22 protein-coding genes are annotated in these 13,100 nt (G+C 33.6%); 19 read left to right on the top strand and 3 right to left on the bottom strand.

Going from position 1 to position 13,100, the window contains the following annotated elements:
• Positions 1–44: 44 nt before the first annotated feature.
• The 3 genes from LWE_RS06050 to LWE_RS06060 form a co-directional block, all read right to left on the bottom strand.
• The gene (locus tag LWE_RS06050) at positions 45–1,178 is read right to left on the bottom strand and encodes a tyrosine-type recombinase/integrase (protein ID WP_011702010.1); all 1,134 of its coding nucleotides are present in this window, start codon (positions 1,176–1,178) and stop codon (positions 45–47) included.
• A 127-nt stretch (positions 1,179–1,305) separates the two neighbouring features.
• Positions 1,306–1,605, bottom strand: coding sequence for a hypothetical protein (locus tag LWE_RS06055; protein WP_041176335.1), 300 nt, complete (start codon positions 1,603–1,605; stop codon positions 1,306–1,308).
• A 405-nt stretch (positions 1,606–2,010) separates the two neighbouring features.
• Positions 2,011–2,484: a helix-turn-helix domain-containing protein gene (locus LWE_RS06060; protein ID WP_011702011.1), complete on the bottom strand. Its 474-nt coding sequence runs from the start codon at positions 2,482–2,484 to the stop codon at positions 2,011–2,013.
• A 266-nt stretch (positions 2,485–2,750) separates the two neighbouring features.
• Between LWE_RS06060 and LWE_RS06065 the strand changes: the two genes are divergently transcribed.
• From LWE_RS06065 to LWE_RS06155, 19 genes are all read left to right on the top strand, one after another.
• Positions 2,751–2,942 (top strand): helix-turn-helix domain-containing protein, encoded by a 192-nt coding sequence (locus LWE_RS06065; RefSeq protein ID WP_011702012.1) that lies wholly within the window; start codon positions 2,751–2,753, stop codon positions 2,940–2,942.
• A gap of 35 nt (positions 2,943–2,977) precedes the next feature.
• The gene (locus LWE_RS06070) at positions 2,978–3,220 is read left to right on the top strand and encodes a hypothetical protein (protein WP_011702013.1); all 243 of its coding nucleotides are present in this window, start codon (positions 2,978–2,980) and stop codon (positions 3,218–3,220) included.
• Positions 3,221–3,652: 432 nt separating this feature from the next.
• Positions 3,653–3,805: a hypothetical protein gene (locus LWE_RS14670; protein WP_009929542.1), complete on the top strand. Its 153-nt coding sequence runs from the start codon at positions 3,653–3,655 to the stop codon at positions 3,803–3,805.
• A 307-nt stretch (positions 3,806–4,112) separates the two neighbouring features.
• Positions 4,113–4,388 carry a hypothetical protein gene (locus LWE_RS06080; protein ID WP_011702014.1) on the top strand — a complete coding sequence of 92 codons (276 nt, stop codon included), beginning with the start codon at positions 4,113–4,115 and terminating at the stop codon, positions 4,386–4,388.
• Entirely contained in the window at positions 4,385–5,122 is a 738-nt protein-coding gene (locus LWE_RS06085; RefSeq protein ID WP_011702015.1) for a DNA methyltransferase family protein, read from the top strand. The genes LWE_RS06080 and LWE_RS06085 overlap by 4 nt, the downstream gene beginning before the upstream one ends.
• 10 nt (positions 5,123–5,132) lie before the next feature.
• On the top strand, positions 5,133–6,077 hold the full coding sequence (locus tag LWE_RS06090) for a site-specific integrase (protein ID WP_011702016.1): 945 nt from the start codon (positions 5,133–5,135) through the stop codon (positions 6,075–6,077).
• Positions 6,078–6,089: 12 nt separating this feature from the next.
• The gene (locus LWE_RS06095) at positions 6,090–6,776 is read left to right on the top strand and encodes a MalT transcriptional regulator family protein (RefSeq protein WP_011702017.1); all 687 of its coding nucleotides are present in this window, start codon (positions 6,090–6,092) and stop codon (positions 6,774–6,776) included.
• Complete coding sequence (locus tag LWE_RS06100) at positions 6,766–7,332, top strand: DUF1642 domain-containing protein (RefSeq protein ID WP_011702018.1); 567 nt, start codon at positions 6,766–6,768, stop codon at positions 7,330–7,332. Before LWE_RS06095 ends, LWE_RS06100 begins: the two co-directional genes overlap by 11 nt.
• Positions 7,329–7,772, top strand: coding sequence for a YopX family protein (locus LWE_RS06105; RefSeq protein ID WP_011702019.1), 444 nt, complete (start codon positions 7,329–7,331; stop codon positions 7,770–7,772). Before LWE_RS06100 ends, LWE_RS06105 begins: the two co-directional genes overlap by 4 nt.
• Positions 7,769–8,290 carry a hypothetical protein gene (locus LWE_RS06110; protein WP_011702020.1) on the top strand — a complete coding sequence of 174 codons (522 nt, stop codon included), beginning with the start codon at positions 7,769–7,771 and terminating at the stop codon, positions 8,288–8,290. The genes LWE_RS06105 and LWE_RS06110 overlap by 4 nt, the downstream gene beginning before the upstream one ends.
• Before the next feature lie 360 nt (positions 8,291–8,650).
• Positions 8,651–8,848 (top strand): hypothetical protein, encoded by a 198-nt coding sequence (locus LWE_RS06120; protein ID WP_011702021.1) that lies wholly within the window; start codon positions 8,651–8,653, stop codon positions 8,846–8,848.
• Between the two features lie 6 nt (positions 8,849–8,854).
• Complete coding sequence (locus tag LWE_RS06125) at positions 8,855–9,286, top strand: hypothetical protein (protein ID WP_041176338.1); 432 nt, start codon at positions 8,855–8,857, stop codon at positions 9,284–9,286.
• 11 nt (positions 9,287–9,297) lie between these two features.
• Complete coding sequence (locus LWE_RS06130) at positions 9,298–9,522, top strand: hypothetical protein (protein ID WP_011702022.1); 225 nt, start codon at positions 9,298–9,300, stop codon at positions 9,520–9,522.
• Positions 9,519–9,692 (top strand): hypothetical protein, encoded by a 174-nt coding sequence (locus tag LWE_RS14675; RefSeq protein ID WP_011702023.1) that lies wholly within the window; start codon positions 9,519–9,521, stop codon positions 9,690–9,692. Before LWE_RS06130 ends, LWE_RS14675 begins: the two co-directional genes overlap by 4 nt.
• On the top strand, positions 9,689–10,072 hold the full coding sequence (locus tag LWE_RS06135) for a hypothetical protein (protein ID WP_011702024.1): 384 nt from the start codon (positions 9,689–9,691) through the stop codon (positions 10,070–10,072). The genes LWE_RS14675 and LWE_RS06135 overlap by 4 nt, the downstream gene beginning before the upstream one ends.
• A gap of 1 nt (position 10,073) precedes the next feature.
• The gene (locus LWE_RS06140; protein ID WP_003743933.1) at positions 10,074–10,553 is read left to right on the top strand and encodes a siphovirus Gp157 family protein; all 480 of its coding nucleotides are present in this window, start codon (positions 10,074–10,076) and stop codon (positions 10,551–10,553) included.
• A 12-nt stretch (positions 10,554–10,565) separates the two neighbouring features.
• Positions 10,566–11,255, top strand: coding sequence for an AAA family ATPase (locus LWE_RS06145; RefSeq protein ID WP_003743935.1), 690 nt, complete (start codon positions 10,566–10,568; stop codon positions 11,253–11,255).
• Between the two features lie 63 nt (positions 11,256–11,318).
• Positions 11,319–12,575 (top strand): DEAD/DEAH box helicase, encoded by a 1,257-nt coding sequence (locus LWE_RS06150; RefSeq protein ID WP_011702026.1) that lies wholly within the window; start codon positions 11,319–11,321, stop codon positions 12,573–12,575.
• Positions 12,576–12,599: 24 nt separating this feature from the next.
• Positions 12,600–13,085 (top strand): DUF669 domain-containing protein, encoded by a 486-nt coding sequence (locus LWE_RS06155; protein ID WP_011702027.1) that lies wholly within the window; start codon positions 12,600–12,602, stop codon positions 13,083–13,085.
• The last annotated feature ends 15 nt before the right edge of the window (positions 13,086–13,100 follow it).

The following is a 13,100-nucleotide window of genomic DNA, read 5'->3' on the forward strand; positions in this document are numbered from 1 at the left end:
GTTCCCCTGGTTTTTGCATGTTTTTATGACGTTTTATGCCATTTTTATGACGTTTTTTCTTTGTTGAAATAATTGGATATTCTATCTTCGTTCATGTTTCTCAGTTTTTTACTAACATGCGTATAGTATTCCATAGTCGTGCTAATGTCAGCGTGACCTAAACGTTCAGAAACGTAGATAATATCTAAACCTGCTTCAAGACATTGTACTGTGTGTGTATGTCTGAGTTTGTGTAAAGTAACATATTCATTACTTATATTCATAAATAATTTTTTTAACATTTTATTGCAAGATTGGTTATCAATAGGTTGATTATCTCTCGTACAAAAAACAAGCGATAAATCATTTGTAATATTTTCATTACTGATATATTCTTTCGACCATTTTTTGTATTTTTTTAAGTAATCAACTGTTGAATCATCTATAAAAATAGTTCTTCGTTCTTCCGTTTTAGTAGGAACAAAAGTTTTTTTCTTTTTATAGTCCCATGAATTTTTTACAACTATACGTTGCCTTTCAAAATTTATACTATTCCATGTGAGCGCAATAATTTCCCCAAATCGCATTCCGGTTTGAATAGCTAAAAAAATAACCGCTCGTGAAACGGACATAGAATCTTCTACAAGCTTTTTCAAATGAGCTACTTGATCGTCTTCAAGATATTGTAATTTCATTGCTGCAACATCCTGTCCCGCGATTTTTACGCCGGATGTCGGATTTGATTTAACATAGTTTAACATTATTGCCTTATTATACATTGCAGTGATTTTTTTATGTCTAGTCTCAACAGTACTATAAGCCAATTCTTTACCTAAATGATTAATAAAAAGCTGATATTCCAACGGTTCTATTTTATCTAATTTAATGTTACCGAAATAATCTTTTAGCTCTCTAAAAGCATTCTCATATGAATTTAGAGTTGAATCACTTAGTATCTTTTCAACGTAAGTTTTTATATAAATATCACAAAAATCAAATAATTTTAAGCTAGAGTTTAAAGTTAATGTACCATCTTTAGATTTTTTGTTTAATTTCGCTACTTTATATTCTACTTCCTCTATAGTGTCTTTGGTAACTCTCTGAGTTTTCCATACCCCTTTGACTTTCACATTGATTCTTGTAGTATATTTTCCATTCTTTAATTTCTTTATTTGTAATTTATCTTTTTTCTTTTTCATCGTTACCATCCTTTCTTTAGAACGTACGTTCTTTTGAAGAGTATAGCAAACTATGGTAAAATGAATTTGCATACTCTATGTGTGTGTTTAGAAACGCTTATCTCTGTGCGGGGAGGGCGTTTTTTTATTATTTAATAGAAGCTTTGTAAAGTTTATACTCGTCTAAACTAACTTTAAAAGAATGTTTGCACGATTGACATTTGAAATATGATTTATTTACGAGAAAATAAGCTATTATTGAAGAAATCATAGAAATCAAACCAACGGGTAAAATAACAAACCAACCGACAAACGGTATTATTACCCCAACAACAATACATGCAAGACCTACATATAATAAAAATGTACTGATATTACCAGTGTATTTAACGCTATTACTTCCACAATTTTTGCAAATGACAACATCTTGACCTGTTGTTTTTGACATTTTCATCTCTCCTTTTATTTTATATAAACACAATAGTGCATATATCTTTTTTTATGTATCCACCGCGGCCGCAAGTGGTTACATAGTTATATTTGATTTAATAGTCTCGCAAATTCTGTTATTCTTTCGCTTTGACTTAATTCGCTGTTTATAACTATGAAAATAGTGTTATTGATTCTTATTAATCCAGAGCGACTTTTACACTCGTAGATTAAGTATTCATGTTTTGCAGTCATTCTATCTGTCATATCTCTGTACCCCGTTGTCATTTTTTTGCAACGTTGCTATTTAATTATACACTTAGAAAGTGATAAATATAACGTTTTCACAAAATGTTAATATTTTAAGAAAATATATAGTAAATTAATCTCAAGTCAAGTATCTCTTAAGTAAATAAATTACATTTTATAAATTATTTTGCTTGTATATTTCTATAAATGATTTAACAGAACTAACAGCTTCTTCATCAGATACTTGTTCAAGTACTTCATAACGAAAATCTGGATTTTCTTTTACAAATTTCGCAATATCTTCATCATACTTTGAAGCAATTTTAACTAAATCAATTGTTTCTTCTTTTTGATGTTGTTTTTGTTTTTCTTCAATAAAATTAATAATTTCTTGTAATTCTTTCTCTGTCGCGTTTGGGTCTATATGCGCTGCAATTGTTTCTAAAATATTTAAGTTCTTTGATCGTCCAAGTAAATAATCAGTAGTAACATTGAAATAATCGGCTACTTTTTTTAAATTTTCGCCATTAGGCGTTTTTTTCTTCCATGAATATAAGGAGTTTCTACCAAAGCCTAATTTCTCTTCTAACTCAACAATGCTTATTTTTTGTTTCTCAGCTAATACCTTTACTCTATCAAACGTAGTCATTTCTAACACCTTTTCATAGTAGCAATAAACATTTTAAACTTTTTTGTAGAAAAAGATTGACATCTACATTAAAGTTTAATATACTATGTTCATAAGCTAATTATTTAGCTAAATGAAACACCAAATAAAACCAATAACAATCATTCCCCAATGATATATGGTGCAAATGGGAGCTTATTTAGCTATGTTTTGATTCTACACTAAAGTTTAATATTTGTCAACAATGTGCTAAATAATTAGCTAATATTATAGAAAGGAGCTACAACATGTCAGTAGAACACCAACGTTTTGCAGTTGCAGTATACGCAAAATTAAAGGCAATAAACATGAAACAATCGGATTTAGCAAAAACGTTAGATATTAGTAATGCTTACTTGTCAGATATTATAAACGGCAAAAGAAACGCATCGAAAGTTAGAAAGACAATCATTGAAATTTTAGAACTGAATATTAATTAATTTAGGGGTTAATAAATGAGGGAGGTATATAGAAGATGCCAAGACCACGAAAAGTAAAATCCGCCAAGATGCAATTTTTACACGGAGTTTGGACACTAGATGAATTTGCAGCTGCAAGTCCGCGAAGCGTTTCTTGGTGGCAAAAAAATATTTATAATTATCCAGAAGTTGCAAATTTCAGCAATTGGAATGACAAATCTTATCATGAACAGTGGGCATTCGATGCAGTGAAAGCAAATGATTGGCTGATTAAAAAATTTGTATACAAGCAGGTGTGAAAAATGATAGATGAAATGCAATATCTAATTGAAGAAATAAGAAAATATGATCCAGAATATGTAGCGAAAATTAGTCGAAAAGACAATAAATATCTACTCACAGAGCTTCAATCGCGACATTTAGACTACAAAATAAAACACAAGAAGAGACCAAAGTACAGGCATAGATTTGCGAATTCGATTGAGCGCCATTGGTAAAAGAAAAACCCACAGCTATAAATAGTAAGTTAGAGCTTACTAAAACTGTGAGTTACGAAAAAATATTTGTATTAATTATAACATAGAAACGGAGAAATGAGAATGAAGAAATTCATAAGTGAACATGAAAGTAAGCTACTAGTATTTCTGTTTTGTTTCCAAATCGGAGCATTGCTGTCAGTCACATATATTGTAGCGGAATGGATTAAAATATTCTTGAAATGAGGTTTTTAAATGAAGTTATTACGATTTTTTGGGCTAATAAGTATTGATGAAAACGGAAATGAATATATTGAAAAATCAGACAGATACACATTAGTTTGTTTAGCTTTGACAGTGTTAATCGCACTTGTTGTAGGAATCGGTGGATTGATACTAAATGGCTGAATTAATAATGATTGTTGCTTTGATACTTCTATTAATGCTGCTTGCAAGGAGTGATAGAGAATGAATGTAGAAAATCCGCTGGTAGTAGACGAATACTGGGACGATGGATTTCGACACTGAGGAGCGATGATAGATGAATGTACAAAATACAATCGATTTATGCAGATTAAAAGAAATATTGTTATATCAAAAAGAAAAAAAAGAAAGAAATTGATTTTCAGATTGAGATTTTAGAACGGTTAATAAATGAGACATCAAAGAAAGAAAAAGAAGAAACGCAAAAATGGCTGAGCAAGGAGTTAAACACATGAAAACAATCGCAAATGAGTATAAAGAATACATTTTAGAACATAAGAAAAAGAATCAGTTTGAAAGTGAACAAACTATTTATCGATTTAAAAATGGCTATGGCGCTAGTGTAATCAAGGAATATATGGGTCCCGGCGTCGAACTTGCGGTTATTCAATTTACAAATGACAAAAATTGGGAGTTGGAATACAGCACATCTGTAACAAACGATGTTCTTAGAAATTTAACACATGAACGACTGATTGAAAAGCTAGAAGAGATTAAGAATTTATGAGTTATGAAAGAGGTGCAGGCGTGACACTAACAACAGAAACAATTAATAATTTAATCGGAATAAAAGAATCATATCAAGCGTCAGATGCGCTAATGAAAATATTGTTTGATAGAGAAAAACGAGAAGAGATATTTAAGCAGTTTTTACAACATGATACGCATTTAGAAAAAGATTGGTTTCACGTCTATTTTGAAGAAGAGCATGCGAATAAAAAGAAATATGCACAAGATTTTACACCAGCTGCAATAAGTAGCGTTGCATCGCAATTAGTAAGAGGATTAACAGATGGTCAGGGAGGAACAAGACTAGATGTTGCCGCTGGTACAGGTAGTTTAACGATTCGAAAATGGTATGAAGATTGCCTAAAATATTCGCCGTTTGATTATCTACCATCTATGTATTTGTATCAATGTGAAGAATTATCAGATCGTGCGTTACCTTTCCTTCTTTTCAATTTATTAATTAGAGGAATGAACGCAACAGTTATTCACGGGGATGCGCTAACAAGAGAAGCGAAACAAGTATATTTCATTCAAAACGATAAAGACGACTTATTGAATTTCAGCTCTTTCAACATCATGCCACACACTGAAACCATAGAGAAGGAATTTAATATTCAGAAATGGCTAGAACCAGTTATCGAACATATAGAAAGCCCACTTTCAGTAGCTGATAGATATTTAAATGAATTAGAAACAGAGGACGAAGAAGCATCACAATTGAAACTTTTTTAGGAGGGAGAACATGGCTAAGAAACAAAAAGAAATACTATTTTGTGATTACTTTGAAGAGTGGATTGAAGTGTATAAAGTTGGAGCAATTGCAAAAATAACACTAGCTAAATACTATAATGCAGCAAAACAACTTCGAGATATATGCCCAAAACTTTTCATCTCAGATTTTGACAGACGAGAATATCAACGAATTATTAACGTGTATGCTACAACGCATGAGAAACAAACAGTAAAAGATTTTCATCATCATGTAAAAGCGTGCATTAAAGATTTGTTTCACGATGGATTAATAGATAAAGACCCAACATATCGAGTGGTTATAAAAGGTGCAGAACCGACACGAGCGAAAAAACGGAAATTCTTACAGAAAGAGGAGTTATCGAAGTTATTACAATCACTCGATACGAATGAAATCGGATTTGGATGGTTCGTAATGCTCGTAGCTAAGACAGGAATGCGCTATGCGGAAGCTTTAGCTATTACTCCTGCTGATTTTGATTGGACAGCACAGACTATATCTATCAACAAGACATGGGATTACAAATATAACAAGGGATTTGCTAAAACAAAAACATTGTCGTCAGTAAGGACCATCAAAATAGACTGGCAAATCGTCGGGCAGTTCAAACCACTTATAAAAGATTTACCAGAAAATGAACCCATTTTCGTTGAAAAATTTGGAGACGGCACTTACAAACGTCAATTCAATTCAACCATCAACAATTTTTTAGCTGCTAAATGCAAAGAAACAGGCATTACACAGATTAGCTTTCACGCATTACGACATACGCATGCAAGCGTATTGCTGGCAGAAGGTGTTTCGATTCATACGATTTCAGCACGATTAGGACATGCTGACGTAGGTGTCACACAAGAAACCTATGCGCATGTGTTAGACGAATTACAAAAGAAAGATGATCAAAAAATGTTATCTGTTTTGATGCAGATTGCTTAGCGAGGTGATTAGATGCGAAAAAATTGGACGGATGAGGAAATTAGAATTTTGCAGAATAATTACGAATACGTAGACACTGAAATAATAGCTAATTTTTTAAATCGCTCATATCATTCAATAAAAAACAAAGCGACGCGACTTGGGATAAGTAAAAATTATGATTGGACAGAAGATGAGGATATTTATTTAGAGTATTTTGTTTATGAGAACGACGACAATATTAGCAAAGCTGCCGAATTTTTAGGACGTACAAAAGAGGCTGTTTTAAACAGATTAGTGAAGTTAAGAAAAAGAGATTCTTCAGTTTCTTTTATTAGGCGTCCGTGGACCAAAAAAGAAGATGAGATACTAAAAAATAATTATATTATTATGTCGAATGACCAATTAGCTGAACGATTAAGAAGAACAAAAGCCTCTGTAGCGGCAAGAAAGATACTGTTAGGACTGGCAAACAAACACATGTCTAAAGAAGATGACAAAATGATTCGTCATCTTGGAAATCAAGGGTACACAATCAAAGAGATTTCAGCAGAAATGAATTTGTCTTATTGCTTAGTTAAAAACTATATAAGAAATCACAGAATCAATTATAGAAGGGAATCAAAAAACGAGATGAATGGTTGGCGAAAAGAAGCAGATGCGACCTATTCGCATTATATTAACTCTAAAAAATCAAGGAGGAACAAGCATGAGATTTAAAAAAGGCGATAAAGTAGAGTTTATTTACGGAGGAACATTGACACAAGGTGTAGTTAATGAAATAAGAGCAACTAATCATAATATATCCTATCAAATTGTATATTTCGGAAGTGAAAAGAAAATTTGGTTTGCTGAACGCGAATTACTTTCTCCGGCTCCAGTTTTAAAAGTTCCGCAATGCGTAGCTGATTGGTATGAAAAGTATAAATGCGCTTTAGAGTACAGTATCTGGAAATACATTAGGAATTGGGACTATCACGAAGAAGATGGATTTTTTAATTTCATGAATGATAACGACAATGAATCTATTAAAACGCTTATCAAAATGCAAAACGGATACGAAGTTGAGAAAGAACCGCTTTATTGGGTACAACTTATCGAAGGGGCATCTGGCTATCTCAATGTACGAAATGACGGGATTCAGTTTATAAATAGTAGTGGTCAAACTGCTGAGCTTAAAACACGATTCACAGAAAAAGAAATAAAAGCAATGGATAAAGGTGACGCTTATTGGCAGTTTGCTGTTCCTGTTGAGGATTTGGAGGGTGAAGCATGAGAGCGATTGGATTTAGAGCGTTTGTGAAAGAAACTAAGAAAATGCTTCCAGTCACGGATTTGTGCTTTAACGAAACAGAAGCTGTAGGTGTGAGCGGTTGTGGTAATGCGAAATGTACGCTATGTGTTGACTGGTACAACTTTGATGATGTCTTGCTGATGCAATACACAGGCTTAAAAGACAAAAACGGCAAGAAGATTTTTGAAGGTGACATTGTAACGGCATTTTCAAATATCAATAAATACACAGATTCATTTGCGGGAGATGTTGAGCCAACATTCTGTTTTACATCCATCGTTTATGACGGAGCATGTTTTAAAACAACATACAAGGGCGAGCCTAGTTATGTGTTGAACCAAAATGGCAGTTCGTTAGTAAAGCATATGGAAGTTATCGGCAACATACATGAAAATCCGGAATTATTGGAGGGAATGGAATGAAAAAAGAAGATATAACATTTCTAAATGAGTTGCAGCAAGAACTAAACACACAATCAAACTGTGGGAACGCATCGCCTGTGTTTTGGGTAATACGCCAGTGCGAAAAACAAATTACTGATTCAGATTTCGGAGAAGAGACGCTATATATTCACAGTGATGGCGATTATTTGGAATTTGAAAAACTTGATGAACTTCTAGAATTTTTAAGCGAGGGTTCAGAATTTGATGCAGTAAAGGATTGCGAAACGCTGGATGATGCTTTTGACATCCTTCTAAACGATTTTAACGAAGATGGTTACTTCGCAAGATTCTCAGCTACAGAAGTAGCCGTAGTAAAACAAGACACATTTTTCATTACTCATAAGGAAGCTTTAGAACACATCAAAAAAAATAGGCGTCATTATAATTCAACTGTACACACATATGCAATGACAGCGTGGCGTTCACCAGAGGTCGAAAAACTCTGGGAGATTCTTAGAGAAGCAGATTTTAATAAATTGTTGGAGGTGGCGGAATAATGTGTGAGTATTGCGAGGAAAATTTCAGAAAACGTGGCGAAATCACAACAGATGAAGGTCATGAAATACGTATTGACTGGGATAATGATTTAGCAATACTGCTAGACATTGACTATAAAGCAAATAATATATATTTAGACATCAAATATTGCCCTTGGTGTGGCAGATCGTTGGGGGATAAAAAATAATGTGCAAATTTTGTGAAGGGGAATCATACACACGTGAAATAATTATAAGTGATGAGAATGATAAAATGTGTCTGAATTTATTTGATAAATTGGAAGTAGCAGCTGGATGGGATAACCCTACTTACGCTGAGTTTTCAATAAAATATTGCCCAATGTGCGGAAGGAGTTTGGAATGAAAAAAGTCGGATTTTATTTTTCCAGAGAACCTGACGAAGCACGTTCAAGCTGTCCGGAATGTGGTTGGATGAATACAACTTCTAATGCAATAGCTATTTTTGAAAGTATAAAAATTAATCGTCCGGTATATGTGCAATGCGAAGTTTGTAAAACATGGTACAACATCGGCGGAGACGTTGAAGAAGGAGGATGAAGAAAAATGAGTTTTAATAAACGTATCGTATACATGAATAAATACAATCAACGTGTCATGGTCAGAAGTGTAGGTATCGGAGACGAGCACGTCGAAATTACAGAAACAACTAACTCTGCCCTTGCCAAATATTTCACTAACAAGAATCATGCTTTGCGTATGTGCGGTTTAATAGACATAACTTTGGGTGTTAATAGTAGGTTAGAAGACCGCAAACAGGTGTATATCATAACAAAGGTCAAGAGGGATTGTGACGAGTATCTACAAGCGATTGTAAAAGGTGCAGGCGAATTACCGACACCGATTTGGACTAAGGTTATAAATAATGCGTTAGAGTTCGATAATTTTGATAGCATGACTATGATGTGTAATTTCATCGATTCGCTCAGAGAAAACGACTGCCAAGCAAAATGCGGTCATCAAATGTTTTATAAATAGGAGGTATAGTCATGCAATATGAAGTTCATTGGGAACATACGCAAACAAAAGAATATAACACTCACGGTAAATATGCAACTTTTGAGGAGGCTTTGCAATCTATATGCGATTGGTGGGAGCTAAACAAATACAAACCTCATTATGTGCGTTACTGGACACGTAAAGCAAGAACGATAGTAGATTACGGTTCACATCATATGTTTTATTACATTTATGCAATTGGAGGTGCAAAATGACAAAACAAATCATCATAAACGAAGCAAACAGTTTACTTCACAGAAAAAGCAAAGAATTGAGTAAATCAATTATTAAAACACCAAAGGACCTTGAAAGATTCGCGATTGGTCTTGATAAATTATCGCAAGAAATGTGGGACTATAAAAACGAGTTGGAGGCGATTAAATGAGTATTTTTGCTGGCGATAAGGTCGAGGTGCAGGATAGAACGGGTGTAGCTGAATTATGTGTCGACGGAGAGCAGTTTCATGTTCTGATTAATAACAATGGTTTGCTTACTGTCGAAGGTGAAGACGGATTTTCATCCTTTAACATACCAGCAACTCAAGTCAAGAAAGTAAAAGAAAATAGGAATAGTCAATTAGTAAATGAGCTATATGAACAATCAGATTCTGTGAATTTTTATATATATGATGTTGATATAGATAAAGCTATTTTGTTTGTATCTAACGCAGGTAAAGCGGAATTTAATGAGGCGAACAACGAAAAATGGTTTTCTGCAACAAATGGAAAAATAACTGCTGTTGCATTTTTGAAAGGGGATGATTAAAATGTCAACATTATACTCAATTCAAGGAAAATATCAACAGTTGTTAAATTTAGCAGAACAGCTTGATCCAGAATTACTAAAAGATACCCTTGAAAGTATCGATGATGAACTAGAAACGAAAGCTGAAAACGTAGCATTTGTTATTAAAGAGCTAGAAGGTCAATCGCTAATCTTAGAAAAAGAAACAAAGCGTTTAGCTGAACGGAAAAATACTATTAATAATAATGTGAAGCGACTGAAACAATCGTTATTTGATGCAATGATAACTGCCAATAAGCAAAAAATTAAAACAAACTTATTCACATTAGATATCCGGAAGAACCCGCCAAGCCTCATTGTAGAAGACGAAAGCAAACTGCTGAATTACCTGATTGAACAACCAAAAAAATTAGATAAAACAAAATTAGGCGATGATTTGAAGAAAGGTATTGAGGTACCAGGTGCGAAAATTATTCAAACAGAAAGATTGCAAATAAGATAAGGAGGGGTTTTGTTGGAATTTATTCAATCGGAAGAAATGAAGAGGTCAGAGTATTTTAATATTATGATTTATGCCAAACCAGGTGCAGGTAAAACAACTACAATTAAATACTTAAAAGGTAAAACGTTAATGTTAGATTGCGATGGCACGTCAAAAGTTTTAAGTGGTTTGCCTGATATCACAATTGCAACATTGAATCCTCGTAATCCCGTGCAAGACATGGCAGATTTTTATGGATATGCAAAAACACACGCGGATGAATACGACAATGTAGTAATTGATAATTTGAGTCATTATCAAAAACTGTGGTTAATGTTCAATGGAAGAAATACTAAATCAGGGCAACCGGAGTTACAACATTATGGGATATTTGATACACATTTAATTGATATGATTTCCGTATTTAATAACTTAGCAAACACAAATATTGTTTATACCGCATGGGAAAATACACGACAAATTCAATTAGAAAGTGGTCAACTTTATAATCAGTTTTTACCGGATATTAGAGAAAAAGTAGTTAATCATGTGATGGGAATTGTTCCAGTAGTTGCGAGATTAATACGAAATCCTGAAACTGGACAACGAGGCTTTCTACTAACAGAGAATAATGGTAATTTTGCAAAAAACCAGTTAGATAATAGAGAATTCGCCTTACAAGAAGACCTATTCAAAATTGGTGATATTGATGCTAAAGCTTAGAGAATATCAACAAGAAATTATAAATGATGTAAAGGGGGCTTTTTTACAGGGATATAACAGACCATGTGTCGTTGCTCCCTGCGGTTAGGTGCTGGCAAATCGGTTATTTTATCAGAAATAATTCGTATGACAACAAATAATAAAAACCATGTTCTTTTCCTAGTACACCGAAAAGAGTTGATTGACCAAATTAGAAACACACTCATTATGAATGAAGTGGATATGGAATTTGTCAAATTGGGTATGGTTCAAACGATAGTTAGACGTCTAAACAAAACTTCGGAGCCTTCATTAATCATAATTGATGAAAGTCATCATGTGTTAGCAAATAGCTATAAAAAAATAATTCATCACTTTTCTAAAGCGAAGGTTGTTGGATTTACTGCAACACCCGTAAGAATAAATGGCGGTGGTCTGGGTGATATAAATGACGCATTAATCGAAAAAGTTAATGTGAAGTGGTTAATAGAAAATCGGTTTTTAGCGTCTTACAAATACTATGCTCCTGAAATCGTTCAAACAGAAACATTAAACGTTAAACAAACAGGCGAGTTTGACATGACAGGTCTTGATGATCAATTCAATAAGAAAATGGTTTGGGGGGACGTGATTAAACATTATCAAAAATTAGCTAACGGAGAGCAGGCAATTCTTTATGCTAGTTCGATATATCAAAGCGAAAAAATGGCAGCGAGTTTTAATGCAGTAGGCATTTCATCCGCACATATTGACGGTAAAACACCTAAACTCATTCGAGATGACATCATAAAACGGTTTCGAGAAGGAGAAATAAAGGTCCTTTGCAATCTGGACCTTATAGGCGAAGGCTTCGATGTTCCGGATTGTTCTACAGTGATTATGCTAAGACCTACGCAATCATTATCGCTGTACATTCAACAATCGATGCGCGGCATGCGTTATAAACAAGGTAAAACAGCAACCATCATTGACCACGTTGGTAATGTAAAACGTTTTGGTCTGCCAGATATGGAACGAACATGGTCCTTAGAACCTCGTAAAGGAAGTAACTCCACAAAAGCTGAGGCACCTGTGAAAATTTGCAAAGAGTGTTTTATGACAGTTAGCCAGACAGCAAAAAAATGTGAACATTGTGGACATGAATTCAAAGTAGAATTAAAACCAATACAAATTGATGAGGCAGCGGAGCTACAAGAAATAACAGAAGCAGTTTTTAAAGTGGATTATAGCAGTCCAGACGAATGTAAAAACATGAAAGAATTATATGAATATGCAAAAGAACACAATTATAAAAATGGATGGGCATTCCATCAAGGAAAAGCACGAGGATTTATCAAATAAAAAAACGAAAGAAGGAATTTAAAAATGTTTAAAGTAGATCATAATGATGTTTTCACAAATGGAGTAGAAAATGGTACGTATGAGGTTGTTTTATATAATGCAAATGAAGACGCAACAAAAAGTGGTGCTGAGTTCATTAATATTGACTTAATTATTCGCAACGATGTAAATCAAAAATTTCAAAATGCACATATCTTTCACAGAGTGTGGAAAGCAAAAGCAACAAATGAATATAGTCAAACGGCATTAAATACAATTGCGAAAGCTATCCAACTCCCAAATGGAAAAGACTATAACACAGTAAACGAACTGCTACAAGACTTGTTGACTAAAACCTGCCAAGTTACGGTGAAAAACGAAGAATCTGAATATAATGGACAAGTTTATAAAAATCTAAATGTAAAGGCATGGGCTGAAAGCAAAATTACTGGACCTCTACAACATGTGTTTAAAAAGAAAGAAAACGAACCAACACAAGTAGAAATAAGTGAAAACGATTTACCGTTCTAAACAATGAAAGGAGCG

Origin of the sequence: Listeria welshimeri serovar 6b str. SLCC5334, from assembly GCF_000060285.1 — a bacterium.
GTDB classification, from domain to species: Bacteria; Bacillota; Bacilli; order Lactobacillales; family Listeriaceae; genus Listeria; species Listeria welshimeri.

Excerpts from the sequence above, each read along its gene's own strand:
- LWE_RS06050 (WP_011702010.1), bottom strand. The coding sequence starts at position 1,178 with ATGAAAAAGAAAAAAGATAAATTACAAATAAAGAAATTAAAGAATGGA.
- LWE_RS06055 (WP_041176335.1), bottom strand. The coding sequence starts at position 1,605 with ATGTCAAAAACAACAGGTCAAGATGTTGTCATTTGCAAAAATTGTGGA.
- LWE_RS06060 (WP_011702011.1), bottom strand. The coding sequence starts at position 2,484 with ATGACTACGTTTGATAGAGTAAAGGTATTAGCTGAGAAACAAAAAATA.
- LWE_RS06065 (WP_011702012.1), top strand. The coding sequence starts at position 2,751 with ATGTCAGTAGAACACCAACGTTTTGCAGTTGCAGTATACGCAAAATTA.
- LWE_RS06070 (WP_011702013.1), top strand. The coding sequence starts at position 2,978 with ATGCCAAGACCACGAAAAGTAAAATCCGCCAAGATGCAATTTTTACAC.
- LWE_RS14670 (WP_009929542.1), top strand. The coding sequence starts at position 3,653 with ATGAAGTTATTACGATTTTTTGGGCTAATAAGTATTGATGAAAACGGA.
- LWE_RS06080 (WP_011702014.1), top strand. The coding sequence starts at position 4,113 with ATGAAAACAATCGCAAATGAGTATAAAGAATACATTTTAGAACATAAG.
- LWE_RS06085 (WP_011702015.1), top strand. The coding sequence starts at position 4,385 with ATGAGTTATGAAAGAGGTGCAGGCGTGACACTAACAACAGAAACAATT.
- LWE_RS06090 (WP_011702016.1), top strand. The coding sequence starts at position 5,133 with ATGGCTAAGAAACAAAAAGAAATACTATTTTGTGATTACTTTGAAGAG.
- LWE_RS06095 (WP_011702017.1), top strand. The coding sequence starts at position 6,090 with ATGCGAAAAAATTGGACGGATGAGGAAATTAGAATTTTGCAGAATAAT.
- LWE_RS06100 (WP_011702018.1), top strand. The coding sequence starts at position 6,766 with ATGAGATTTAAAAAAGGCGATAAAGTAGAGTTTATTTACGGAGGAACA.
- LWE_RS06105 (WP_011702019.1), top strand. The coding sequence starts at position 7,329 with ATGAGAGCGATTGGATTTAGAGCGTTTGTGAAAGAAACTAAGAAAATG.
- LWE_RS06110 (WP_011702020.1), top strand. The coding sequence starts at position 7,769 with ATGAAAAAAGAAGATATAACATTTCTAAATGAGTTGCAGCAAGAACTA.
- LWE_RS06120 (WP_011702021.1), top strand. The coding sequence starts at position 8,651 with ATGAAAAAAGTCGGATTTTATTTTTCCAGAGAACCTGACGAAGCACGT.
- LWE_RS06125 (WP_041176338.1), top strand. The coding sequence starts at position 8,855 with ATGAGTTTTAATAAACGTATCGTATACATGAATAAATACAATCAACGT.
- LWE_RS06130 (WP_011702022.1), top strand. The coding sequence starts at position 9,298 with ATGCAATATGAAGTTCATTGGGAACATACGCAAACAAAAGAATATAAC.
- LWE_RS14675 (WP_011702023.1), top strand. The coding sequence starts at position 9,519 with ATGACAAAACAAATCATCATAAACGAAGCAAACAGTTTACTTCACAGA.
- LWE_RS06135 (WP_011702024.1), top strand. The coding sequence starts at position 9,689 with ATGAGTATTTTTGCTGGCGATAAGGTCGAGGTGCAGGATAGAACGGGT.
- LWE_RS06140 (WP_003743933.1), top strand. The coding sequence starts at position 10,074 with ATGTCAACATTATACTCAATTCAAGGAAAATATCAACAGTTGTTAAAT.
- LWE_RS06150 (WP_011702026.1), top strand. The coding sequence starts at position 11,319 with ATGTGTCGTTGCTCCCTGCGGTTAGGTGCTGGCAAATCGGTTATTTTA.
- LWE_RS06155 (WP_011702027.1), top strand. The coding sequence starts at position 12,600 with ATGTTTAAAGTAGATCATAATGATGTTTTCACAAATGGAGTAGAAAAT.